14 protein-coding genes are annotated in these 26,205 nt (G+C 54.7%); 12 read left to right on the top strand and 2 right to left on the bottom strand.

What is annotated here, in order from left to right:
* The first annotated feature begins 36 nt into the window (after positions 1-36).
* From VN577_09215 to VN577_09205, 3 genes are all read left to right on the top strand, one after another.
* Positions 37-2,178: a TIM-barrel domain-containing protein gene (locus VN577_09215; GenBank protein HWR14996.1), complete on the top strand. Its 2,142-nt coding sequence runs from the start codon at positions 37-39 to the stop codon at positions 2,176-2,178.
* 37 nt (positions 2,179-2,215) lie between these two features.
* On the top strand, positions 2,216-4,846 hold the full coding sequence (locus VN577_09210; protein HWR14995.1) for a glycoside hydrolase family 3 C-terminal domain-containing protein: 2,631 nt from the start codon (positions 2,216-2,218) through the stop codon (positions 4,844-4,846).
* Between the two features lie 309 nt (positions 4,847-5,155).
* Positions 5,156-8,821, top strand: a complete 3,666-nt coding sequence (locus tag VN577_09205) for a TonB-dependent receptor (GenBank protein HWR14994.1) — start codon at positions 5,156-5,158, stop codon at positions 8,819-8,821.
* Between the two features lie 63 nt (positions 8,822-8,884).
* Here the strand turns inward: VN577_09205 and VN577_09200 are convergent, their stop codons facing one another.
* Complete coding sequence (locus VN577_09200) at positions 8,885-9,865, bottom strand: ROK family protein (GenBank protein ID HWR14993.1); 981 nt, start codon at positions 9,863-9,865, stop codon at positions 8,885-8,887.
* A gap of 278 nt (positions 9,866-10,143) precedes the next feature.
* Between VN577_09200 and VN577_09195 the strand changes: the two genes are divergently transcribed.
* Positions 10,144-12,576, top strand: coding sequence for a hypothetical protein (locus VN577_09195; protein ID HWR14992.1), 2,433 nt, complete (start codon positions 10,144-10,146; stop codon positions 12,574-12,576).
* 7 nt (positions 12,577-12,583) lie between these two features.
* Here the strand turns inward: VN577_09195 and VN577_09190 are convergent, their stop codons facing one another.
* Positions 12,584-15,250: a hypothetical protein gene (locus VN577_09190; GenBank protein HWR14991.1), complete on the bottom strand. Its 2,667-nt coding sequence runs from the start codon at positions 15,248-15,250 to the stop codon at positions 12,584-12,586.
* A 182-nt stretch (positions 15,251-15,432) separates the two neighbouring features.
* Here VN577_09190 and VN577_09185 point away from each other — a divergent pair, with 182 nt between their 5' ends.
* The 8 genes from VN577_09185 (at position 15,433) to VN577_09150 (ending at position 25,660) form a co-directional block, all read left to right on the top strand.
* The gene (locus tag VN577_09185) at positions 15,433-16,023 is read left to right on the top strand and encodes a TetR family transcriptional regulator C-terminal domain-containing protein (protein ID HWR14990.1); all 591 of its coding nucleotides are present in this window, start codon (positions 15,433-15,435) and stop codon (positions 16,021-16,023) included.
* Positions 16,020-16,973, top strand: coding sequence for a haloalkane dehalogenase (locus VN577_09180; GenBank protein HWR14989.1), 954 nt, complete (start codon positions 16,020-16,022; stop codon positions 16,971-16,973). Before VN577_09185 ends, VN577_09180 begins: the two co-directional genes overlap by 4 nt.
* Positions 16,958-17,272 carry an antibiotic biosynthesis monooxygenase family protein gene (locus VN577_09175; GenBank protein ID HWR14988.1) on the top strand — a complete coding sequence of 105 codons (315 nt, stop codon included), beginning with the start codon at positions 16,958-16,960 and terminating at the stop codon, positions 17,270-17,272. Before VN577_09180 ends, VN577_09175 begins: the two co-directional genes overlap by 16 nt.
* Positions 17,273-18,541: 1,269 nt before the next feature.
* Complete coding sequence (locus tag VN577_09170) at positions 18,542-19,813, top strand: TolC family protein (GenBank protein ID HWR14987.1); 1,272 nt, start codon at positions 18,542-18,544, stop codon at positions 19,811-19,813.
* 1 nt (position 19,814) lies between these two features.
* Complete coding sequence (locus tag VN577_09165; protein HWR14986.1) at positions 19,815-21,041, top strand: efflux RND transporter periplasmic adaptor subunit; 1,227 nt, start codon at positions 19,815-19,817, stop codon at positions 21,039-21,041.
* A 2-nt stretch (positions 21,042-21,043) separates the two neighbouring features.
* Complete coding sequence (locus VN577_09160; protein HWR14985.1) at positions 21,044-24,124, top strand: CusA/CzcA family heavy metal efflux RND transporter; 3,081 nt, start codon at positions 21,044-21,046, stop codon at positions 24,122-24,124.
* An 8-nt stretch (positions 24,125-24,132) separates the two neighbouring features.
* Positions 24,133-24,474 (top strand): P-II family nitrogen regulator, encoded by a 342-nt coding sequence (locus tag VN577_09155; protein ID HWR14984.1) that lies wholly within the window; start codon positions 24,133-24,135, stop codon positions 24,472-24,474.
* Between the two features lie 343 nt (positions 24,475-24,817).
* Complete coding sequence (locus VN577_09150; protein ID HWR14983.1) at positions 24,818-25,660, top strand: cation diffusion facilitator family transporter; 843 nt, start codon at positions 24,818-24,820, stop codon at positions 25,658-25,660.
* Positions 25,661-26,205: the final 545 nt, after the last annotated feature.

The following is a 26,205-nucleotide window of genomic DNA, read 5'->3' as shown; positions in this document are numbered from 1 at the left end:
GTTCCCTAACAGGAAGCACACTGCCACAGGTGACGGATGATGAATCGAAGGGATCTGCTGAAGGGATCGGCTCTGGCACTGGCGGCCACCGCAGCCGCGGCGTCGCCCGTCAAGGAGCCGGCTTCGCCAAAGAGACAAACTTCCCTCACATGGGCTCCGGTGTTCCCGGGTATTTGGAAGGCCACGATCGGCGTTCCTGAGAAGTACACGCCCATTTCGGGCCGAACGATCCCGCCCGCCGAAGGAGCTCTTCGCCGACTCCCAGCCCCACAAGAGGCGTCGATCAAATTACTTGGCGCGAAAGTGGGACCCCTTGGCTGCCTGATAACGTTACCGCTAGCGCCGAACGAGAACATCTTCGGGTTCGGACTACAGTTGCTTTCGTTCGCTCAGCGGGGTAAGAAGAAGACCATTCGCGTTAACGCTGATCCCAAAGTCGATACCGGCGATTCGCACGCTCCTGTTCCGTTCTACGTCAGCACCATAGGTTACGGGATATTCGTGGATTCGTGTCGTCGAGTTAGCTTCAACTGCGACAATGCGCGTCTGCGGCCCACGAAGCCGATCAGCACCACTTCCAACGAGGTGGCAACGCCAGACTCTGTGCGAACCCTTCCTCTTGAGGCTTCCGGAGTTGTCACCGTAGATGTGCCTCGGGCAATGGGTGTCGATGTTTACCTGTTTGCCGGTCCCACGATGATGGACGTCGTACGGCGCTATAACCTCTTCTCCGGGGGCGGAGTGGAGCCTCCAGAGTGGGGCCTCGGATTCTGGTACCGAGCTTATACACGGGACAATGCAAGCGAAATCGTCGAACTTGCGCGCGAACTGCGAGAGCGAAAGATTCCGTGCGACGTCCTCGGCCTAGAACCTGGATGGCAGAGCCATGCGTACTCGTGCTCTTTCGCGTGGCATGCGTCTCGGTTCAGCGACCCCAAGGGCTTCCTCGCCGAACTCCAGAGCCTCGGATATCAAGTCAATCTCTGGGAGCATGCGTTCACTCATCCATCATCGCCGCTGTTTGAAGATCTGTTGCCGCATTCTGCTGACTACGGCGTTTGGGGTGGTCTGGTGCCCGATTTTGTTGATGACGCAGGTCGCAAGGTGTTCGGCGACTATCACGGCAAGAACCTCATCGACGCTGGCATCTCAGGTTTCAAACTCGACGAGTGTGACAACTCCGACTTCACCGGAGGGGGAGGGTGGTCGTTCCAGGACTTCACGCAGTTCCCGTCAGGTCTAGACGGCGAGCAGATGCACCATGTTTTTGGTCTCCGTTATCAAGATGCGATCCTCGATCAATTCAAGAAGCGAAACAAGTCTACATTCGGGCTGGTGCGCTCCAGCGGAGCGCTCGCGAGTCCTTATCCCTTCGTTCTATATAGCGATTTGTACGATCATCGCGACTTTGTGCGCGCGCTCGTGAACTCCGGCTTCAGCGGTCTGCTGTGGTGCCCGGAGGTGCGTGACGCAAACAGCGAACTTGATCTGGTTCGGCGGCTTCAAACCGTCGTCTTCTCGCCGCTCGCGATGGTGAACGCCTGGTACATCAAGAATCCACCGTGGAAGCAGATCGATCAGGAGAGGAACAACGAGGACCAGTTAAGCGAAAACTGGCAGGCCCTCGAAGCGCGATGCAGAAACATCATCGAATGGCGCATGCGGCTTGTGCCATACCTGCGAAGCGCATTTGCTAGATATGCTCTCGACGGCACCCCACCGTTCCGTGCCCTCGTTTTGGATTATCCGAACGATCTCCGCTTACACGGCATCGACTCCGAGTACATGATGGGCGACCGAATGCTGGTCGCTCCTCTCTTCGCTGGGGAAGACGCCCGCGAAGTCGTTCTACCCGAAGGCGTATGGCACGATTTCTGGACCGGTCAGGTGTTCAATGGTGGCAGGTCCTATCAAATACCCGGGTTCCAGGAAGATATTCCAGTGTTCGTGAAAGCCGGGTCGATTCTTCCGTTCGGTGGCGTTGCGCTCACCACAACGTCCAACGCTACGCGGGATTTGACCGTTGCTGTTTATGGCGACGGTTCACTCACGTGGAAACTCGATGGGGATGCTGGTTTAGAACTGCGCCGTTCTTCTTCGAACGGCGTGGATGTCCGCGCAGTTGGCTCCAAACCACACGGTTACCGCATCGTCGCTGTTCAGCACATGGAAGGCTGATTCCATATCTCGCTGGCGTGGGAGGTTCTCCATCTACATGCACATAAGATTGCATTGCTTTTGCTTCGTGGTTTGCTTGATTGCGACCGTACTTGCGGTCGCTCAGGATGAACAGCGCCAGAAAGATGCCTCTGCGCTTATCTCCCGGATGTCGCTCGAAGAAAAAGCTGCTCAGATGCAGGACCACGCGGCAGCGCTCCCGAAGCTGAACATCCCCGAGTATGGCTGGTGGAATGAGGCCTTACATGGCGTCGCTTACGCAGGCAAAGCCACAAACTTCCCACAAGCAATCGGCCTCGCTGCCACTTGGGATACGGAACTCCTGCACGCTATCGGCGAGACAATCTCCATCGAGGCCCGTGCTAAGCACAACGAGGCGATCAGGAGAGGCTCCGACGCGCGTTTCTACGGCCTGACGTTCTGGTCCCCCAACGTGAATATCTTTCGCGATCCCAGGTGGGGAAGAGGACAGGAAACCTACGGCGAAGATCCAGTTTTGACAGGAACGTTAGCCGTAAACTTCGTACGCGGAATGCAGGGCGACAATCCTGATTATCTACGCGTCATCGCAACCCCGAAGCACTTTGCCGTGCACAGTGGACCCGAGCAGCAACGCCATCATTTCAACGGGCGGCCTAGCTCTCGCGATCTTGAGGATACATACCTACCGGCGTTTCGAGCGGCCGTCACCGAGGGACATGCTGGTTCCGTCATGTGTGCCTACAACGCAGTGAACGGAATGCCCGCGTGCGCCAACCCAATTCTGCTGAACGATACTCTTCGTCGCTCGTGGGGCTTCCAGGGGTACGTCGTCTCCGACTGTGGAGCCATCGACGACATCTTCGGCGAGCACAAATTTACGGCAGACGCTCCGACTGCCGTCGCCGCCGCGATCAAGGCGGGCACTGACCTTGACTGCGGCCACATGTATCGATACGTGCCCGCGGCGGTACGTCAGAACCTTCTGACCGAGACTGAAGTCGATCGCTCACTTCAGAGACTCTTCCTCGCGCGCATGCGGCTGGGGATCCTCCAGGGAGCGGAACAAGGTCCATACGCTTCGATTCCAATCAGCGAAGTGGACTCTCCCCGTCACCGCGAGTTGACATTGCGGGCAGCCCGGGAATCCATCGTTCTCCTGAAGAACGCCAAGAACCTGCTGCCACTCTCAGCGTCGATTCGTCGCATCGCGGTGATCGGGCCTGCCGCTGACTATTTGGCTTCCATCAAGGGAAATTACGCTGGAACTCCAACGAATCCCGTGGTGCCTCTTACCGCGATGAGAAAACAGTGGGGAGAGTCGAACATCCGATATGCGCAAGGCTCAGTGTTCGTGGACGGGGCACTCCTGCCCATACCGCGAAATTTGCTTGCACCCGTAGCTTCTCCCGGAAGTGAAGGCCTGACCGGCGAATACTTCAACAATCTCGATTTAAGCGGCAAGCCTGTTCTCGTTCGTACCGATCCTGTTCCAAACTTCGACTTCGTTGATGTGAGCCCAGGACCGGGTGTCGACGCTCAAACCTTCGCAGTTCGGTGGACTGCCTGGTTCATCCCACCGGCACCGGGCAAGTATCGGATCGGTATCCACCTAGGCTTCTGCTACGAGTGCAGGCAACTTGTTGGTTATCGCATGTACCTGGATGACAAACTGGTGCTCGACAGCTCCACAATGCCTTCGCAGGATGCGCAAACCGACGCGAGCATTGCAGTTGAGTTCTCCGACCGCAGTCGGCATCAGATACGAGTCGAGTACACCCGCAGTAAGTCTGGCGGACAGATCGACATCGTATGGCAGCCTCCGGCAGATGCTCTGATTCAGCAAGCACTGGAAGCAGCAGAGAAATCCGACGCCGTCGTCGCCTTTGTCGGACTGTCAACGAACCTGGAAGGCGAGCAGATGAAAGTAGATCTGCCCGGCTTCTCTGGAGGCGACCGCACTTCGCTTGACCTTCCCGCCGCGCAACAGGCTCTGCTGGAACGAATCGCAACAACTGGCAAGCCACTCATCGTTGTGTTGCTGAACGGCAGCGCACTGTCGGTCAATTGGGCAAAAGAACATGCGGACGCCATTCTGGAAGCTTGGTATCCCGGTCAGGAAGGTGGCACTGCGATTGCCGAGACGTTGTCCGGACAGAATAATCCTTCAGGAAAGTTGCCGGTCACATTCTACAAAAATCTGGATGATCTCCCGCCGTTCGACGACTATCGGATGCAGGGAAGAACCTACCGCTTCTACTCCGGCAAGCCGCTGTTTCCGTTTGGCTTCGGACTGAGCTATACGAAGTTTTCATACCTTGATGCGCACATTTCTAGCCGTCGGCTAAAGGCCGGGGAACCATTGGTTGCGAAAGTGCTGGTCAAAAATTCCGGCACCAGAGCTGGCGACGAAGTTGTGCAGATCTACACTCGCCTGCTTACGAAGGATGGTTCGCACCGACCAGCCCTGAAATCCTTCGCCCGCGTTCATCTCAAACCTGGTGAACAGAGGTGGGTTAAGGTCCAGCTCTCACCACGCGACTTGAGCCTCGTGGGGGAAACCGGGGCTCGACAAGTCCTGCCTGGCACATACGAGCTATACGCAGGTGGTTGTCAGCCCGGACCAGATTGTTCTGGCGCCAAGGTGGCACGTTACCAGATCGCCAGTTCGATGACTCTGCAGCCGTAATACTTCCGTTGTGATTCGTTCGCGGACCGAACGCTCACGGAGCAGCCTAGCTGTCGACGATTTGACCGTATCCATTTCATCGCCTTAACCCGACCTGGACGCAAGCAATGGGTTATGGAATCGATTCCGAAAAATTGGCAACAATTAGATAGTTTCTGAAGGCAGAATCCTGAAATTGCTGAAAAATGTGTTGACAGTGCGCAATTATTGGAAGATCGTTGTTGACGCACAAAATTGGAACCGTTTCTAAATATTGCGATTTCGGAGGCTCCCGCAACGTGGGAAACGGTCCTGATGACGAGGAGAAAAATGTCACGAAGGCTTATGCGGAGGATGCTCACGCTTGTGTTCGCAAGCATTCTGGCTACGTGCGGAACGAGCTATTTAGGCGCGCAGGAAACTCGCGCCACTGTGACCGGTCGCATTCAGGACCCCGATGGAGCGGGTATCGCTGCTGCAAAAGTCACGGCGAAGAATACTAATACCGGCGTGGTCACCACGGGTGCTGCAACTGCGGACGGCACTTACACCATCCCATTTCTAATCCCCGGCAATTACGTGATTACCGCTGATGCCCAGGGATTCAAGACCTCCCAGCAGACCAACGTAGTCCTACACGTTGGCGACAAGACCGAAATCAACTTCACGCTTCCTTTGGGTTCAGTCCAGGAAGTTCTCACGGTCAGCGATACGCCGCCGCTGCTCGACACCAGTACAGCTACACGCGACAACCTGATCGAGACTCAGCGCGTCGAGCAACTGCCCCTGGTGGGGCGCAATCCGTTCATGTTGTCGCAACTTGTCCCGGGCGTTCAATTCCAGGGCAACCTGTCATTCCAGCGTCCGTTTGATAACGGTGACAATGCGAACTTCACTATCAATGGCGGTCTTCGTCAGTCGAACTCGTTCCTGATCGATGGCGCGCCCGATGATGCCGTCTCCGATACGGCAGGCGATCGCTCACACGCGAACCTGAACGTTGCGTACATCCCGTCCGTCGATGCAACCCAGGAATTCAAGATCGTAAACAACTTCTACGATGCTCAATACGGCCGTACCGGCGGCGGCATCATCAACGTATCCACGAAGTCAGGTACCAACACTTATCACGGTACCGCTTACGAGTTCTTGCGCCGCTACGGACTGGATGCGAACAGCATTTCGAACAAAGCGGCGGGCTTGCCTCGCTACTCGAGAGATCCGGTTACAAAAGAAAATCTCGGTGGACACACTCTGGATGATTGGGGCGGCGCAATCGGCGGACCGGTCCGTATTCCTGGTGTGTACAACGGCAAGGACAAGACCTTCTTCTTTTTCTCCTACGAGAACTATCACGAAGTTCAGCCCACGCCGGGCCTGACTACCGTGCCGACTCTGGCGGAACGGCAAGGTGATTTCTCGGCTGCAGGTGAGCCGACGATCTACGATCCGTGGAGCACGCGTTTGGATGCAAACGGCAACTGCTGCATCCGCGACCCGTTCCCTGGGAACATAATTCCGTCCGCACGGTTCAATGGAACTGTTGGCCAGAAGCTACTCAATGCCTATCCGGTACCCAACGTAGGCACGAATCTGTTGGTCAACAATTACAGTACCGGCACCAATACGAGCGAAGACCATTTCAAAAACTATCTGATTCGCGTCGATCAGAACTTCGGCAACAGGGAACGGATGTATTTCCGGTATGCCCATGGCCGCAGAAATCAATTTGATCATGGGGCGTTCAATTTCACTGGCCCGCTGTACGACGCACAGGACCCGCTCGCCAGATCGAATGACAGTGCTGTGATCGATAGTGTCACGACACTTTCGAACACGATGATCCTTGACCTTCGCGCGTCACTTGCCCGGTACACGGAGCGAGTAGACCGTTCGACTGTTTTCGGATATGACGTCACTCAGCTTGGCTTCAGTCCTTCTTTCGCGGCGAGCCGTTTTGTTCCTGTGCCTCCGCGCCTTACCCTCAGCAACACGAATATCCCGGATGCCGGTACGCGTAATCCGCGCAGCGGAATCAGCACCGTTATTGGGTTTCAGCCCAGCCTGCAGATGATCTTTGGCAAGCACTCCGTACACGTGGGTGCCGACCTTCGGAATATCGCGTACGCGACCGGTGGCGGTTCGTTCGTCTACGGAGGAGGCCAGTTCACTTTTAATCCGAACTGGACCCAGGCGAACCCAACGGCAAGTCTCAGTGCCTCTTCCGGATCCGCGGTTGCCAGCCTGCTGCTCGGCGTTCCATCGGCTGGCATCATTCAATACACACCAAACCTGCTCTACCGTTGGTGGTATCAGGCCTATTACGTTCAGGACGACATCAGAGTCACGGATCGGCTGACCTTAAACGCCGGTCTTCGCTTTGACGTCGAAGGTTCGCCTTCAGAAGCACAGAACCGGATGAATCGCGGCTTTAACACGACCGATCCGTCACCGCTCGCCGCAGTGGCGAAGTCGGCAAGCGCTTCGGTATGCCCGGCTTGTCAAAACCTGACAGGTGGACTCTACTTCGCCGGAACCGATGGTCAGCCGGCTGGTGCATTCAATACTGACTACAACCACGTGCAGCCACGCATTGGAGCCGCGTATCAGTTGCTCCAAAACACAGTGTTGCGTGGCGGCTACGGCCGGTTCTATTTGCCTGAGGCTGCATTCGGTGCTTCCCAGGGCTTCTCCCAGGACACCGCTTATATCGCGAACAACATCACCGGCGGAACCACCGCAGATCAGTTCCTCCCGCGTGGGAACAATCCCGCGGCACCGCCACTCGCCAATCCTTTCACCACCGTCCTGCAACCCTTGGGTAGTTCGGCTGGACTTTCGACGTTCACAGGGCAGAGCATTATCTTCAACAATCCCGATCGAAAGATTCCGCACGTCGACCAGTGGTCATTTGGAGTGCAGCATCAGCTTCCGTGGCAGATCAAGGTTGATGCCTCGTATGTTGGTAGCCATACCAGCAATATCAACACCAACGACAATCAGGCGGGTGGTGCAAGGAACATCAACGTACTGAGCAACAGCCAGATCGCAGGCATTCGCCAGACTGTCAGCGGCGCACCCACGGGTTCGGGCGGCACCTACCAAACCGCTGCCCAATACCTTGCAACGGCTGTAACGAACCCCTTTGCCGGTCAGATTCCTAACACGAACCTGAACGGCTCGACCGTCTCGCGGCAACAGCTGCTCCTTCCGTATCCGCAGTTCCAGTCCATCGCTTATGGACAGGAATCGGTCGGCCAAACTTGGTACAACGCGTTGCAGCTGCTGGCGGAGAAACGGTATACAAACGGACTCTCGGTTATGGTGTCCTACACCTTCTCGAAAACTGAGGAAGCATTGTCGTTCCTCAATCCTCAAGATCCGGCTCCACACAAGAACATCAGCGGAGTTGATCGCCCGCATCGCCTCGTGATCTCTTCGTTGATGGAACTGCCCTTCGGTCGTGGTCACAGCATGCTTGGGAACGCGAGCCGTCCGGTGGAACTGCTAGTCGGCGGCTGGTCGATCAACATGATTCTTACGGTGCAGTCGGGCACACCTGTTTCGCTGCCTTCGAATGCAAACCTGATCGCAGATCCAACCGGTTCGGTTACGGCAGGCAGGGAGTTCAACACCTGCGTCCAGGCCGCCCCTTCGTTTAGCAGCGCGACCGGCACCTATACCCCTGCAACGCCGTCTTGTACGCCTGCGTGGCAGATCATTAACAGTGCGAATCTGGACTTGCGGACGAGCGGATTTTTTGATGGCAGGATTCGCAACCCAACTTCGCCGATCGCTGATATCTCGCTCATCAAGAGATTCAAGTTCAGCGAACGGTATAACGGCCAGTTCCGGATCGAAACGTTCAACTTTGCCAACACCTGGATTCCTGGTGGTCCGAATATGAACGTTACCAGCTCCGGCTTTGGCAAGTTGCCGACTTCGCAATCCAACCTCAATCGCCAGATCCAACTGGGCTTCAAGTTCGACTTTTAACCAAAAGTCGCAAGCAAGAAAAGGCCGGGCGAAATTGCCCGGCTTCTTCTTTTTTACAGAGTTTTAGCTGATGTAGTTCTTACCCGCGAAGCACACAGCTGCGGCACCCACTATCCCCGAATCGGGTCCGTACTTCGCCTCAGCAAACGCTATCTCGCGAGAATGCGGATTATTGCACCACCGTGCCGTTTGCTCCCCGAGCCTTTCGAACCACCTTGCGATTAATCCGCTCAGTCCTCCTCCAACAACGATCACGTCGGGTTCGATGAAATCAATCATATTGCCAAACCAAATCGCCAGCAGGTTCACTGTTTCTTCCAGGATTCTGGTTGCGAGCGGATCCCCCTGTTCCCACGCGCGAGCTACTGTTTCGCTCCTGACGTCCCCCAGATTACCTTCAACTAGTCGCAGGAGTGCCTCTCCCTCATGTGAAGTCGCCTGAACAGCTTCCTGGGCTCGCCGTGCGATAGCAGGCCCCGCAGCGAACGTTTCAATGCAGCCTGACTTTCCACAATTGCACTTCGGTCCCTGGAAGTTGATGACCATGTGCCCACCCTCGCCTGCCGAGTGCGTGCGGCCCAGGTACAAGCGCCCACCGTACACGATAGCGGTCCCAATTCCGGTGCCGATCGTGGCATACAGCACCATTTTGTGGCTTGCTCCGGCGCCCCAAAGCGCTTCGGCGAGCCCAGCTGCATTCCCGTCATTGTGGACTTCGGTCCGCAATCCATATCTCTCGCGGATGGCCTGCCCGAGCGGATAATTCCGCCAGCATGGGATGTTGTAAGGATTCACGACCGTGCCCGTGGCGAGATCAACCGTTCCCGGAGTGCTCACTCCGATAGCCCTGATTTTCGCCGACGCTTCGGCGAGCACCGAGTCAATTGCGGTGCAAACAGACGACAACGCATCCTCTTCGCTCCCGGTGCTGTTCATCGGAGCGCGAGTCTTAAAGAGCATCTCGCCTTTGGTGTTGACCAACCCCGCAGCCACTTTCGTGCCGCCGATATCAACGCCAAGGAACATTTCGTCATGCTGCGGCATATGGTTTCAGGCCTCGAGCTTCAGATTACGGGAAGTGGGCTCAATCGTGAAATGCAAGAGTCAAGAACTACGACCGCGAGCCATTTTTTCTCGGGTTAGCTCTAAAGTTCTTCGGCTGCTTTTCGAACTCCATGTCCTACCGAGTGTGTTCCACATCACCGACAGCGTTGTGTGGGCGTGAATAAAATGCGCGCCGAATGCGGGCTTATGTCCCATTGAATCGCAGATAATTGGTCAAGAGTCCGCAATCCTAAATCGCACGGGATGGACTAGCGGCCATGAAAACATTTGCTGGACTCTTTCGCCGTTTGCTTCCTCGCAATCCTCAGGCGCCTGCGCTGGACCGTGGCTGGATCATCGCTAACCACAAATTGGTGTCCTTCCACGCGGCGTTCCTTACCTCTTTACTGAGCATTTCCTCTCAAGTTTCAACACGCTCCGAAGTGATTCGGGACATGTTTCTCAGCGTCGAAGTGCTGATCTCTGCGGCAATCTGGTATGCCGGTTGGCATGTCAACATCGCTGTCCACGAGATCGGCCATTACCTTACCGCGGTTCGAACCAATAATCTAAGGCCGGAACTGACCGGGCCTGCCCTCGAAAAGCTCCGTCGGAATCTTTGGGGTCGACTCCGCTGGTACGCAGAGATGTTCGTTAAGATTCCCTATGGGCTCTATCCCGGTGTTAATAAGGAAGCCGGTAATTTTCACCCCAGCGTCAAGACCCAGAACCTTGCTGTCTCTGCCGCAGGCCCGCGTGCCAGCCTTGCATTGTGTCGGTTCACTTTCCTGCCGGGCATTGCACTTGTCATCTACGGAATGATGAGGCCGCATTCGTCGGCTGTGTACATCGGACGTCTATTGTTCACGGTTGGCGTCGTTGCTCTCTTCGACTTTCTAATCGCAGATCTCGGCAAATACAAGGCCTTCAAACAACGTCAGCTGGAAGCTGCAACGAAAGCGGCTGAGGTCAGGTCGGCCGAACCGGTTGCGACGGTCGCAGGCGAGGTCCGAACAGGAAATCCTGTCGAACTGCGCCGAAAGCTTCGCTTACACCGTTTACAGGAGATCAAACTGGCGGACGGTAAGGTCGTGTTCGCGCCCTGGGAGTTCCGTAACTCGATCATGGGCGGACGGCACACGGAAGAAATGGGCGGGAACCTCAGCTTTCAAGAATTCATGTTCCTGCCTCTGACCGCGCAGGACTATATAGAAGCCCAACGCATGATCAACATGCTTCAGGGCCGGGCAATCCAGATCATCCAGGACTCCGAAGGGCTTAACTTCGTGGGAATTGGCCTCGAGGGTGGGATCGTCGGCTCCTACGCGAGAGAGAAACAGGACCTGCTGCCCGAGGAGCGCGCACTGAGGGTGGCCGTACGCGCTATAGAAGAATGCGGTTTCGTGCCCGACCGGGACGTATGCCTGGCACTTGATCCCGCTGCAAGTGAACTCAGCAATGCATACAGAGAAAAGACGGGTGAAAAGGAATCTGTCGGTCAGTATCTATTCTGGCGGTCCGAAGACCAGAAAGTGATGTCGACCGATGAAATGGTCGATCTGTACGTGCGCTGGGTGAAGAAGTACCCGATCGTGTCGATCGAAGATGGTTTCGCGGAAGATGACTATGAGGGCTGGAAGAAGCTAATGAAAGCCCTCGACGACGAAATTCTGATCATCGGAGACGACCTGGTTACGACGAAAGACTCCACGATAAAGAAGTGCGCAGAAGACGGCCTCATCAACACCGCTCTCATCAAAGCCAACCAGATCGGCTCACTGAGTGAAACTTTGCTCGCCACTCGTATTGCGAAAGACAAGGGGCTTGCGCTCGTTGTGTCTCACCGCTCCAAGTCGCCGAACGAGGTGATGGAGGCCGACATCGCGGTTGGGGTAGGTGCCTTGGGTCTGAAATGCGGCGGTGGTTCGAATACCGAGCGATTGGTGAAGTACAGCAGGGTCGTCGAGCTGATCGAAATGGCCAAAAAGGGATCGAGGATCACGCGAGCGATCGATCCGGACATTAGGATCTCAGACATTACAGCACACGAGGAACCGACAAATGCCGGCATTCCGAGTGTTGGAGTCGTGGTGATGCTCGAGAATGGCATGAAGTTCACCGGGTCGACACCGCTTGGCACATCGGCTGGAAGCGACGAGGCCATTCACCTGGTTGATAGCATCATTGAAGCCGGCCCGGTTACGCGAAAGTATCCGGACTTCTTCAAATACAACCCTCGCGACAAAGTCTACAAGTTCTCCGAGTACGCGAACGCTAAGACGGTCGGAGAGATTGGCGGAGACCTAGCGGAACTGTGGCGGAGGGCCAAGCGTTACGGAGGAAAGGGCTGCCTGAATGCTGTCGCGAACGTCACGGAGATTTTGGCTCCCCGTTTCCTTGGACAGAAGATCTCGTCCTTAGGCAGCATTGCCGATGTGGATCGTGAGCTTCTCTTGATGGAACTGGATCTGGCGGTTCAACGTGGAAAGATTCCGCCTGATGCACCGGACGAAGAGAAGATCAAGGTTATGCAACGTAAGGGAAACCTCGGAATGAACGCCGTCCTCTCCCTGTCTCTCGCCTTGGGCCGGTTGGTGGCGGCGAGAGATTCCAAGGAACTCCCGGATGTTTTGCGGGAGTTGGAGATGGCGATAGACAGAGATCACCTGTACGGAGTTAAGGTGCCCGAATTAGCTGCTGCAGGTCGCTAGAACTCGTTTAGACATCATCAGGCCGGGGGACAGGAATGTTGTCTGCCCGGCATATTTTTTCCAGTTCGGCGACTGACCATTGCTTCTGGAAATCAAAAAACTCGGAATAAGGCTGCTGCAATAACTCGATGACCCGGTTCGATTGTGGATCGTTCCAGTCCTGGATCGCGTGCTGTGTCTCGGTAAGCGGGACCCCAGCCAGTTTGATTGAGATGAGGCTCTTCACGTTCGCAGTATTGAGGCGAAGGGGGTCGAGACCTTCCTGCAAGATCTTCTTGCGGGCTTGCAGTAGTTTTCTTTCACCCATGTCATACAAGAGCTGGATGTATTTCTCGAACAGGACCCATTCATTGATGAGTAGTGCGACTTCCGCAGGTGCGAAAGACCTCCAGAATTGAACAGGATAGCGATTTGAGAGGAAACGACCAAGCATGAACGCACCTGCTTCGTACCCGGATAGATGTTCTCGAGAACACTTGGCGAGTGCGCGCTTGAAGAACGTGATCTTTCTTTCGAGCGTTAGCAGATCAAACACGCGGCTCTGGGCCAGGTGGTCTCCGATGTCACTCTTGAAGACGTTCTCGACGTAAACTTGCTCGCGCTCGTCAAACCAGCTATTTACAAGCGCTGTTGCCTCGTCCGGACTGGCGCGCAGTTCCACGTTCACAAGCCGAGTGATTTCGTCGAGGGTGGAAATCGTGCCGATGGTTAAACCTTTGATGAGTTGCTGGTAATAGCGGTAGTTATAGGCAACGGAGTCGAAAGCGGTCTGCTCACCAGGTGAAAAGTCTACCTGTTCGCCCTGCATGTAACGCAGAAGTCGGGCGGCCGTATAATGCGCCTTCCCTTCGTACACGGTTTGGCGGCGCGAAGAAATCGTTATCCAATCGCCTTCTTTCATGATTCTGCCCGCAGAATTGACGAGACACTCGCCTTCGAACTTAACTCCATTCTTCTCCAGGCTGAGCAGCGCAGGGATACCCAAGCTTTGGCAGATGGTGACCACGTGGATGGCAACCGACGTCAGGCTGAGGAGCGCATCCATTTCGTGCATTACAACCGTGTCGGTCGGTATGAACGTTTCCTTGCAGAGACAGACCTTCTCGCCTGCGCCCTTCAACTGCAATGCAGCGTCTGCCGAGAAGCATACCCGGGCCGATACCGCTGATCGTGGAAGAACACTCACGCCGGTGCAGAAAGGGCTCAGGAGCGCGAAAGAGTCTTCCTCAATGCTGTCGCTGGAGAGTTGCTTAATGTGGTAGGGACGGACCAGCTCTGTAACTCGCTTGCGCGAGATGGCGCCGGACTTGTGGAGGTCGATGGCGGCTGCAAGGGCAGCACGACCGGACATGCCCGTTTCGTTCAATTGCAGAAGCGCAAACCATTGGAACCGTTTCGTCGCTTCGACAGCGAATTCGATGGTCACGGGCGATTCGAACTCTCGTTCGAGTTCCGCAAGGTGTGGAGCGAAATGGTAAACGGCGGGGAAGCCTTCCTTGACCTCTTCGCGATGACTGAAGGCAAGCGATTGTACCTCGGTTGTTCCGGTCATGATTTCTTCGCCGAAGATGTCATGCGCCATTTGGAGTTCCACTCCTACGCCTGTCTGCGTATGGCGGCTGCATACCACTCCCGCGTAGGCGGTTTCATCCCGAACGGTGCAAACCATTTTCTGGAGAATCAGCGAAGGAGAATACTGCTGTCCTCGGCCGAGCGTGAGGACAAGTTCCCGGTTCTGTTCAAAGTCTTCATATGACTGGCGAACGAAAAACATGCATTGATGAGGCGCGTCCTCGACGAGTCGCCGGTCGCGCTTTCTTATTTTTGCGAGGAAGCTGTCCACCAAGCCCGAAATTTCCACCAATGTCAGATCACGTGTAGCACCAGGGACACCTTCTCCTTCGCCCAACAGAAGGGAGAGGTTGCCGAGATTATTGAGAAACATTCTCCGGGCGACGCGCGCACCATATCGTTCTTCCAGCGTGGGGAGCGTGGCCTCAGTGATCCCGACGTTCAGGTATGTGTCCATGACACCGGGGATGTAACGCGGTGTGGCGCAGCGGATGACAAACACGAGAGGGTTGGCCGGATCTCCGAGGCCCTGCATGGTCAAGGCTTCCAGTTGGGAGATTGCGTCAGAAAAATGTTGTTCCAAATGCTGCTCTCGATCGAGGTAAGCCTGCGCCGTCATCACGACGAAATCAGGCACCGGGTACCCCTTCTGGCTGAGCTGCAGCAGGATCGAGCCCTTCTGGCTGATTTCTTCTCCTGAGTGTGGATTTGTGCTGGTACACGGAACGGCATACAGAGTCTCTTGGGGAAGGCAGTTTTCGCCTCGAGCGAACCAGGGATGCTTACGGGCCGCCTCATACAGGCCTTGAGCTGCCTGCGAATCTCCACTGCGCGCCTGCAAGATTTGGGAAAGATACTGTCGAGCGGTTTCGAAATCGTCATCACAGAGAAACGGAATATCGATTTCGCTGACGACAAGGTTCCCGATCGTTCCATCTTCGAACTCGATGGAAACTTCCGGCGGAGAATAGCCGGGGGAACGAGTTCGCTGCCCATCCTTTCTCAGATAATGAAAAGCCTCTTTTGAAACCAGACTCCGTTGGTTGAAGTAATTGCCGCGGACCCGGAAATCACGGATCAGAATATCCGTCTGACAAGCCATGGCGACCGTCCTGGTTCGGCGAGTTGTAGAGCAATTGTGCTCGCTTTGAGCGGACCGAACAACGAAAAACAGAATCACCAGGCGTATCTGAACCCGCTTACCTGTTCCACGAATGACAATTCATCCAGTGCCGTGCCAGGCCTGGCTTGACGATTAATACGTACGTACGTATTATCATTCATATGAGCAAACCTTCGCTTCGGGAAGACATCCTCAACGCCGGTCTAAAGATGATGTTCCAGTTCGGGTATCAGGGCGCAAGCGTGCGAGATATCTGTGCCGCAGCCGATGCCCCGCAAGGTTCTTTCACCAACCATTTCCGATCCAAGGAAGCCTTTGCTCGCGAGGTACTCGATCGATACTTCACGCATACGAAGAGTTTGGCGAAAGAGGCGTTGGAGGACAAGTCTCTGACCCCCCGGCAGCGTCTCAAGCGCTATCTCGAAATCATCAGTGGGAGACTCGAGAGCGCAAGATGGAGCCGCGGGTGCCTGATTGGCGACTTCAGTCTGGAAGCCAGTTCTCAGAGCAAGCTCTTGCGCAAGCGCCTTGAAGAAATCTTTCAGGAGTGGCGGGCTCCGTTTGCGGCATGCATTGCCGAGGCTCAGTCCGCCGGCGAGATTGATTCCACGTTCGATCCCACGGACCTCGCCGAATTCCTGTTGGCTTCGTGGGAGGGTGCGATCCTTCGCATGAAAGTTGAGCGCGGGCCGGCCGCTCTCGACCGTTTCAAGAACATCATCTTTGAAACCGTTTTCAAGGACCTGAAATGAAAGTAGTTCCTGATGTTGCATTGCCTCAAGTCTCCGTGTTGGAGTCCTCCATGGCCTATCGCGAAGCGGGAAATGCCAATGCGCCCACTGTTCTCTTCCTGCATGGTAATCCAACTTCGTCCTATATTTGGCGAGACATTATTCCGCTGGTAGCACCGATCGCGCATTGCATCGCACCGGATCTCATTGGCTTCGGCCAGTCCGGTAAGCCCGATATCGAATATCGCTTTTTCGATCACGTTCGCTACCTTGACGCCTTCCTCGAGAAGCTTGGCATCGAGTCGGCATCTGTTGTGGCACAAGATTGGGGCACGGCGCTGGCCTTTCACCTGGCTGCGCGCAGGCCGGCATTCGTTCGTGGCCTTGCGTTTATGGAATTCATCCGCCCCATGCCGACTTGGGATGATTTTCACGTGTCTGCACGCGAAGCTTTTCAGAAGTTCAGAACGCCAGGAGTCGGCGAGAAGATGATTATCGAAGGCAACGCATTCGTTGAGAACGTCCTGCCGGCGGCAACTGTACGCAAGCTTACCGCCGAAGAAATGGCCGTTTATCGGGCGCCTTTTCTTACGCCCGAGTCGCGTCGACCTACGTGGCGCTTCCCGAATGATCTGCCGATCGCGGGAGAGCCGGCGGATGTGTACTCCACGATGGAGGAAGCGCACCGCGCCTTGGCAGCGTCGTCCTATCCGAAGCTGTTTTTTGTAGGAAATCCCGGTGCGCTCGTGTCGCCCACTTTCGCCGAAAGCTTTGCTAACAAGCTCAGGAACTGCAAGCTCGTCCACCTCGGTTCAGGGATTCACTACTTGCAGGAAGACCACCCCAAAGACATTGGTACGAAAATCCAGCTATGGTTGTTGGAAACGGGCATTGCTGTTTCCAATGCGAACCAGGGCCGAACATTGCTTCAATCGGTTGAGACAGGAGAAGACGATTGGAAATCATTTTAATAGACAAGTTCATCGTTCCTGAGGAGTCGAAGCCAGCGTTCTTAGAAGCTGTGCGAAAGAGCGCCAGTTTTCTCAGGACGTTGCCTGGATTCTTGGAAGGCTTCGTCTACGAGAAAACCGATGGCGAGAGCCGCCATAACGTCATAACGACAGCCGTTTGGGAAGACGATGAAGCCTTCCATAATGCGAAGAAAAGCGCCGCTGAGGGGTTCAAGAAGATCGGCTTCCACCCTCAGGAGATCATGAAGAGCCTGAAGATCGAGATGGAAAGGTCCATTTATCGCAGATTCTCTTATTGAGCCACAAAGCTACATCGCTCAAGGAGTGATTTATGGACCGCAGCGGAGCGATTTGCCTGCGAAGACTTCCTCGACAGCATGGGCCATGCCGGTAGCACCAGAAGCATAACGTTGGATGTTTACTCAAAGACGTGGTGGAAGAGCGCGTTGATAAGGTAACGCGCGTGGTAGAAGGAGGGGCAAAACGCTCACTGGAATGATTGGTCGGGGAGAGAGGATTTGACCTCCGACCTCTTCCTTGCCCCTTTTGTACCGAGATGCACCGCGAAATTCTCGAGGCTGATTTCGGCATCAACCACAGTTCGTCACATATAACTGTGACACAGGGTGGATTTCCCGTATCATATGCTCTGAGATGTCAAACCGGTGGCAGAGAATCGCGGCCCTGTTCCTACTGCTTTGGGCGGTAGTGGACATGGGCGTGCCTGCGCTTTGTCAGGCTGACAACGATTTTCCACCCATCCCTCCTTCGATCCAGACGTCTTCGGCTGTTTCTGCTGACGACCACGGAACTTCGATTCCAGCGGTACCCGATGGAGACGAAGACTGCTTCTGCTGCTGTTCCCATGTTTCGCCTACTCCGAATTTTGAATTGGCTGCCGTCTCGACGATCCAACCGGCCGTTCAGCCTGATCCTGTGGTTCGCTTGCTGGAGTTCTCAGAACCTTATTATCACCCTCCTCGCGCCTAGCTCTGCTTCTGTCCTGATCGCCTTGGGATAACCCCAGTTTCGATCTCTACACGGACACTGTTTTTCATTTCAAGCGGACTCGCAGATATGTTCACGAAGAGACGCGTCATCGCGGACGCGGACCATTTTTCATTCAAGTGGTCACCCGTCCTGCTTCGCTTCTTTCAGCTCTTTGTCGGCAGTCAATCGGTGGCGGAAACGCTCATCATCGACACATTAGCTGAGCACATTCGGGCAACGGGCACGAAAGTCGATGATCAGACTGTCGTATCGCTCATGAGGCGAGCGTTAGCGAATGGGATAGCTGCGCAGCCAGGTCCCACTTGCACCAAAGATCAATTGATAAGAGCGCTCACGCAGTTAGGTCACATGCAACGCGCTGCTGTTGTTCTCGTCCGAGGACTTTCCCTAAGCGTCGAGAGAACCTCCAAAATACTTAAGGTCCCTCCCTCGGAAACTCGACGGTTGTTCGTTGTTGGGTTGAGCGAACTGAACAGACTGTTGTCCCGCAGCGAAATGAATGTCTCCGTTCCCAGCCCACGGATAAGCTCAATTTCCAGTTTGAAGGAGTGGTCGAAATGACCTCAAAAGCCCTGCCCATTGCAGGCAGTTTATTAATATTTTTGGCGCTGATTGCGCCTGTCGCTTTGCCAGCTCAAGAGCCTGTTTCAGTGCCGGAACAGCTCACGCTGTCCAATGCTCTACAGATTGCGATGCGTAGCAATCCCACTTTGCTCCGGGATCGCCAGAATCTTGCCATTGCCAATGCAAACGTAAGGCAAGCGAAACAGCGTCCTAATCCGGACTTCGATGCAAACTCCGAAAGCTATCCGTTGTTCGAGTCGAACCCGGGATCGTTCTGGAATAACCAGGAGCTAACGTTTCGAGCCGGACAGACCATTGAGACTGGTGGAAAAAGATCAAAACGCACACAGGTGGCCCAACAAGATCTACGCGCTACTGGTTCAGATATTCAGAACGTTGAACGAGAACTGAGACTGGAAGTAAAGCGCCGTTATTACGCGGTCGTACTTGCGAAGAGCCAGTTATCTCTCGCCCAGGAGATCTTGAAGCAGTTCGATGACGTCATCAGACTGAATGAAGAACGTTTCAAGCAAGGTGAACTGTCTGGTTTGGAGATGAACCGGATTAGAGCGGAAAGATTGCGGTTTTACACCGATGCTCTAGATTCTCGTCTCCAGTTGGTCAATTCAAAAACTGCACTGCTGGAATTGCTTGGGTCTGGAAATCTCACCAGCCAGTTCGATGTAACGGAATCGCTGACTGCCAAACTGCAACCTGTTCAGTTAGCGGAGATGCAGCAACTGGCAATCCAGAGTCGCCCAGATCTTGCCGCTGCTCAACAGCGGCTCGAACGGAATCGTCGAGATCTCGACCTGCAGCGGGCCGAAGCGATTCCCAATGTGACGCCTTCATTTGGCTACAAGCGGGATTTTGGCGTTAATACCGCCGTTTTCGGGATCACTCTGCCATTGCCGATATTCAACCGAAATCAAGCCGGCATCGACAGAGCCACGGCGCAGATTGAGCAGCAGAGATACGAAGTCAGCCGTTCACTGCTTGCGGTTCAGCGGGAGGTACAGCAGGGATACCAGTTGCTGAGCACACAAACCGAACGAGTCAAAGTTCTAGAGCAGGAGTATGTGCCCGCGGCCAGAAAAGCTCACGAGATCGCACAGGAGTCGTACCGCTTGGGTGCGCTCGATCTGATTGGATTGCTCGATGCTGAACGTGTGTATCGCGAGACACTTCGCTCCTACAACCTCGCACTCTATGACTACAACGTAGCCGTCTTCCAACTCCAGGCTTCGGTAGGAAAGGAATTTTAAAGTGAATAGAAAGGCAATCATTGCCGGAATCGTTGTAGTCGTTGCTCTCACCGCCGCGCTATTGCTGATGCGCTCACGAAAGTCGTCATCAGGTGAGCAAGAGGAAAAACACGATCCGAACGTCGTCGAGATCAGCGCCGATGCGCAGAGGAACGGCGGCATCGAGTTTGCAACTACCGTCGAGCGCAAGGTGCAGCAAGTCGTTACGACGACAGGCGTTATCTCTCCCGATGAAGCGCGCGTTTCTCATATCGTTCCGCTCTCACAGGGAGTCGTCGAAGATGTATTCGTGCAGCTTGGAGATCGAGTCCAGAAGGGCCAACCGCTGCTCGTTTACGACAGCATTGAGCTCGGTGAGTCGGTCGGCGAGTACAAGAATTTATTAGGTGGCTTGGACAAAGCAGAGGCACAACAAGAAGTTGCCAAGAGATCCGTCGAACGTGCCAATTCGTTGATTGCCGTGGAAGCGATCTCTCCGAGAGAGCTTGAACTTCGCCGCGCGGAGTATCAACAAGCCACCGCAGAGGTTGAAAGCCGTCGTGCGGAAGTTGCAAGAGCGGAAGAGAAACTGCATCGCTTCGGCATGAGCGATCCGGACATCAAGCGCCTCAATAGCTCCGAACACGCGGTACATCGCACCGCCTCGCACAATACGGTTCGTGCGCCACTGGCGGGCGTGGTTACAACATACGACGTATCGAAGGGCGAGGTTGTCGGTCGCGACAAAGAGCTCTTTACCGTGGTCGATACCAGCACGGTTTGGGCACTTGCGGATGTGTACGAGAAGGACATTCAATACGTTGCCCGTGGTGGCCAATGCGACGTTACTCTCGCGTCCTATCCGGGTGAAGTCTTCACTGGAAAGATTGCCTATCTCAGCGATGCGCTTGATCCGGCATCGCGCACCGCCAAATTACGCTGCGTACTCACGAATCCCGCCGGTCGACTCAAACTCGAGATGTTCGCCACCGTCACGGTTCCCACCAAGGAATCTCGCACTGGCGTCAGCGTGCCCGCGTCAGCAGTGCAGGAGATTAGTGGACAGCCTGTGGTCTTCGTCCAAACGGAGCCGACCAAATTCGAGAAACGAACGATTGAGATTGGCGAGCGGACTCCGGAATTGGTCGAGGTCAAATCCGGAGTGAAATCGGGTGACAAAGTTGTAACGAAGGGCAGCTTCTATGTGAAAAGTGCTCTCATGCGTGAACTCATCGGCGGGGAGGAGTAACAGTGAACCGAATCGTTGAGTTTGCGCTTCACAATAGATTTCTGGTGATCGTTTTTACCTTACTGGTGATTGGTGTGGGTATCTGGGCCATGCAGGTGCTGCCCATCGACGCCGTACCTGATATCACCCCCAACCAAGTCATCGTGCTCACTAATTCCCCCGGACTTGGCCCGCTAGAGATCGAGCGCTTGGTCACCTTCCCGGTCGAGACTGCAATGAGCGGATTGCCTGGCGTTACGGAAATTCGCTCCGTCTCACGTTTTGGCTTGTCTTCGGTAACCATCTTTTTCAAAGAAGGGATGGATATCTACTTCTGCCGCCGACTGGTCATGGAGCGCTTACCGCAAGCGAAAGAAGCAATTCCCGCGGGATTCGGTACACCCGAAATGGGGCCGATCAGCACGGGGTTGGGCGAGATTTACCAGTTCGAAGTTAAGGGACAAGGCAAGTCACTGATGGATTTGCGCAGCATACTCGAGTGGGACATTGCTCCCATCTTGCGGTCGGTCCCTGGCGTTGTCGAGGTGAACAGCTATGGAGGGGAACTAAAAACCTACGAAGTTCAACTCGATGCCAACCGCCTGGTCAGCTACAACATTCCACTCTCGAAGGTGTTCGAAGCGCTCGAGCGCAACAACTTCAATTCGGGCGGCGGGTACATCGAGCACAACCAGGAGCAATACGTGGTTCGCGGCGAAGGTCTGGTTGGATCGCTTGAGGACATTGGCAACATTGTCGTGGGTGCGAGCAAGAATGGTACCCCCGTCTACATAAGGAATTTGGGGAACGTCCAGTTTGCCCCGATGCTTCGCCAGGGTGCAGCCACGCGAGACGGGCGGGGAGAAGTCGTCACTGGCGTGGTGATGATGCTGATTGGCGAAAATTCCCGAGTAGTTGCGAATCAAGTCGACCGGAAGCTGAATGAAATTCAGAAAACATTGCCGGCGGGAGTGACCATCGATACGTATTACGACCGCACTCATCTCGTGCAGAAGACCATCAAGACGGTCGAGAAGAATCTGCTCGAAGGCGCGCTACTCGTGATCGTAGTTCTGCTACTCTTCCTTGGAAACATTCGAGGAGCGCTGATCGTTGCTGCGGCAATTCCATTGTCGATGTTAGCTGCATTTGGCGGCATGGTCTGGTTCGGCATCAGCGGTAACCTGATGAGCCTTGGAGCGATCGACTTCGGCCTCATCGTCGATGGTTCCGTCGTGATGGTTGAGAACATCATCCGCCATCTTTCGGAAGCCAAAGCGAAAGGAGAGAAGAATAGTTTCGCGGTAGTCCTTGATTCGGCGAGAGAGGTAGCCAGACCGGTCTTCTTCGCCGTACTCATCATCATCGTCGTCTATTTCCCAATCCTCACTCTTGAAGGCGTCGAAGGGAAGATGTTCCGCCCGATGGCGTTGACGGTAATCTTCGCTCTCGTTGCTTCGCTGGTGTTTGCTCTGACGCTGATGCCGGTGCTTAGTTCGTTTTTCCTCGCGAAGAACGTCAAAGAAGAAGAGTCCAAGCTCGTCCACAAAGTCAAGGCGCGGTACGTTCCATGGCTGAAGAAAGCGATCGCACGGCCAGGGTTGACCGCAGGAATTGCAGTTGTCGCGCTGACGCTAGGTGTGATCACAACCATTTTCGTGGGTGCCGAGTTCATACCTCGACTGGATGAGGGAACGATCGCCATTCAGAGTTGGCGCCTTCCCAGCGTTGCTCTGTCAGAGTCGGTCCACGGCACAACCATGGCTGAAAAGGTCCTCAGGCAGTTTCCTGAAGTGAAAACCGTGATCTCTCGTACAGGGCGAGCAGAGATCGCGACAGACCCGATGGGCGTTGAGGTGAGTGATATCTACGTCATCCTCAGGCCCCACGATGAGTGGAAGACGGCCTCTACTCGTGAAGGACTAATTGAGGCATTTGACAAAGCGCTTAATGACAACGTACCCGGCAATATCTTCAGCTATTCGCAGCCAATCGAACTGCGAATGCAGGAGTTGATTGCCGGCGTTCGTTCGGACGTTGCGATCACGCTCTACGGCACCGATCTCGACATGCTGCGGCAGAAGGCCGACGAGATTGTCCGAGTGGTGTCTCAGATTAAAGGCGCAGCCGATGTTAAAGCTGAACAAACGGGTGGCTTGCCTTATCTGCGAGTAAATATTCGACGTGATCAAATTGCGCGTTACGGAATAAACACACGTGACGTCCTTGACGCCGTAGAGGCAATTGGTGGCAAAGAGGTTGGGCAGGTGCTTGAAGGCCAAAAACGCTTTGCCCTTCAAGTGCGATTTGAGAAGTCGGATCGCGATGCTGTCGAAAAGATCGGCAACATCAAAGTTGCTGACCCTCAAGGGCGCCTGATTCCAATCAGCCAACTGGCAGAGCTCCGGACGGAAGAAGGCCCTGCACAAATCAGCCGAACGGATATTCATCGCCGAATCAGTGTGGAAGCAAACGTGCGCGGTCGGGACCTGTCAAGCTTCATCAAGGGTGCTCAAGCCGCGGTGGGGGGCAAGATACAACTGCCAACTGGCTATTGGATTGTCTGGGGCGGGCAATTCGAGAATCTGCAACGAGCTACACAGCGGTTGATGATTGTCGTTCCTCTCTCGATGTTCTTGATCTTCATTCTTCTGTACACCACCTTCAATACGATGCGGCCGGCACTATTGATCTTCCTGAACGTGCCGATTGCCGCGAGCGGTGGAGTACTGGCTCTAGCATTGCGCGGGTTGCCACTGAGTATTTCAGCAGGCGTCGGCTTCATCGCCGTTTCTGGAATCGCGGTCTTAAACGGTGTCGTCTTGATCTCCTACATCCTTCAGAGACGCCGAGAGGGTGCGCCCCTCGAAGACGCCGTGACAGAAGGAGCAATCACCCGACTCCGTCCAGTCCTGATGACCGCTCTGGTTGCAAGCCTGGGATTTGTTCCCATGGCAGTCGCGACCAGTGCAGGAGCTGAGGTGCAGAGACCGCTGGCGACTGTGGTTATCGGTGGTCTAGTCACATCAACTCTACTCACACTATTTGTTCTTCCAACCTTGTATCGCTGGTTTGAGGCACGGCGAGAAGAAGTGGAGATTTAGGTGAATCTATGAAAGAGATCAAAGCGATTATCCAGCCCTTTCTGCTATCCAAGGTAGTGGAGGCACTCAAGGAGATCGAGGGCTTGCCTGGTGTAACCGTCTCGGACGTGCGCGGCTTCGGCCGTGCACGTGCCGTCGGATCGCCGAACCCTGTACTCGATGACGGCATCGATTATGTAAAGAAAGCAAAACTGGAAATTGTTGTTGCCGACGAACTTGTTGATCCAGTGTTGCAAATCATTTTGGAAAAAGCTCACACCGGCAATCCCGGCGACGGAAAGATCTTTGTGTCTCCTGTGTCCGAGGTGGTGATGATCCGTTCCGGCGATCGCGGTGAAGGGGCGATCTAGCAAAACGAGGGCTCACTCCGATCACAAACCGACTAGCCACGTAGCCGACAAGAGAGCCCCCGACAAGCCTTCGAGTGGCACTGTTTGCGACTCTTACACATCAATCATCATGTCTAGTATGTCAGCGTGAAATCTGAGCACGTTTCAATGAGGAGTAGTCGCAAGGTGATGCAAAACAGCGCCGATCACCGCTGCCGTAACAAATCCTAGAACGAAGAACAGTTTTTCGCGTCGGGTCATTCGTTAGCATCTTACCCCGTTGACGACGCGTCGTTGCAGAGAATGAATCCAGACTCAGAAGGTGATAACGTCAGTGGTCGACAAGAGACAGAGAAAGAACCGGATGGCGCTCGTGTTTGGGCTTACCACGACATACATGCTCGCCGAAGGCATCACCGGATTTCTCACCGGGAGCTTGGCGCTGGTAGCCGATGCGGGCCACATGCTCACTGATGCGGGAGCTCTCGGCTTAGCACTGCTTGCGATGAGCTATGCTGAACGTCCGGCAACGCACGATAAAACCTTCGGGTTCTATCGAGCAGAGGTTTTGGCAGCCTTTTCGAATGCGGCCATCCTGCTACTGATCTCGATATACATTCTCTACGAAGCGATACGGCGATTTGCTCATCCTCCTGAAATAACCAGCACGCCGATGTTGGTGGTCGCCAGCCTCGGTTTGGTAATAAACCTGGTTGGCATGCGCCTCCTCGCCTCCTCTTCGGACGAGAGTTTTAATGCGAAGGCGGCTTATCTCGAAGTTCTTAGTGACGCACTCGGTTCCATTGGCGTCATCGCTGCAGCCATCATTATGAAGACCACAGGCTGGTACCTGGCCGACCCAATCTTCGGCGCTGCGATCGGTCTATTCATCATTCCTCGCACCATCAAGATGCTCAAAGACACGGCCCATGTGCTGATGGAGGGAACTCCTTCGGATATCAGCCCCGAAGCTGTTCAGCAGGAGATGTTGAAGCTTGCCGGCGTTGTGAAAGTACATGATTTCCATCTTTGGACACTGGCGTCGGGCGTGCATTCCGTCACCTGCCATGTCTGTGTTGAGAATCCAAAACAAGGTATTGGGATCATGACAGAACTCCGCAGGATGTTGAAAGATCAATACGGAATTTCTCATGCGACCATCCAGATTGAAGACCAGGAATGTCGCTACGGTGACCTGGACTTCTGATTCAGGCGTCAGCTTTCTCCAGTGACGTTCGGAATATCGCTGCGACGACAAAGCCCTACTTAGAAGAAGACTAAGGAGCAGTAAGCTTGGTTATGTGAATTCGCACACGGGAGATCACAAGGCGGGAACCCACGCGTTCCGTCGTTTCCGCAACACGTACCTGAAGAACGAAACTGCATGTCCCAAGGGTCTTCGTGACTACTGGTTGGGTCACGCGGGGACGTCGATGGACGATCTCTACGACATGGTGAAAGATAACGCTGCATTTCGGAAGAAGAGGGCTGAGGAGTATGGAATCGGCTTTGAATTGCCTTCGGTACTTCGAATCCGAATATACCGAAATCGCAGTCAAAATCGAAGCGCGCGAAAGCTGCGTAAGATGTTGAAGAGGCGAGAGAAAAGATTGGTCGGCCTTAGAGGACGATTTTAGAACCCTGATGTTTGCCGAAAATTCTCGAACTTGGTTTTCAGCGAGTTACGCGGGATTTTGAAGAATGGTCGGGGAGAGAGGATTTGAACCTCCGACCCCCTGGTCCCGAAACAAA

This window comes from Terriglobales bacterium, assembly GCA_035561515.1.
Classification (GTDB): Bacteria; Acidobacteriota; Terriglobia; order Terriglobales; family Acidobacteriaceae; genus DATMXP01.
This window is presented reverse-complemented; position numbering and strand designations above follow the sequence as displayed.

Coding starts and splice junctions, on each gene's coding strand:
- VN577_09150 (HWR14983.1), top strand. CDS start 24,818: ATGGCGCTCGTGTTTGGGCTTACCACGACATACATGCTCGCCGAAGGC.
- VN577_09195 (HWR14992.1), top strand. CDS start 10,144: ATGAAAACATTTGCTGGACTCTTTCGCCGTTTGCTTCCTCGCAATCCT.
- VN577_09210 (HWR14995.1), top strand. CDS start 2,216: ATGCACATAAGATTGCATTGCTTTTGCTTCGTGGTTTGCTTGATTGCG.
- VN577_09200 (HWR14993.1), bottom strand. CDS start 9,865: ATGCCGCAGCATGACGAAATGTTCCTTGGCGTTGATATCGGCGGCACG.
- VN577_09215 (HWR14996.1), top strand. CDS start 37: ATGATGAATCGAAGGGATCTGCTGAAGGGATCGGCTCTGGCACTGGCG.
- VN577_09170 (HWR14987.1), top strand. CDS start 18,542: ATGACCTCAAAAGCCCTGCCCATTGCAGGCAGTTTATTAATATTTTTG.
- VN577_09190 (HWR14991.1), bottom strand. CDS start 15,250: ATGGCTTGTCAGACGGATATTCTGATCCGTGATTTCCGGGTCCGCGGC.
- VN577_09155 (HWR14984.1), top strand. CDS start 24,133: ATGAAAGAGATCAAAGCGATTATCCAGCCCTTTCTGCTATCCAAGGTA.
- VN577_09205 (HWR14994.1), top strand. CDS start 5,156: ATGTCACGAAGGCTTATGCGGAGGATGCTCACGCTTGTGTTCGCAAGC.
- VN577_09180 (HWR14989.1), top strand. CDS start 16,020: ATGAAAGTAGTTCCTGATGTTGCATTGCCTCAAGTCTCCGTGTTGGAG.
- VN577_09185 (HWR14990.1), top strand. CDS start 15,433: ATGAGCAAACCTTCGCTTCGGGAAGACATCCTCAACGCCGGTCTAAAG.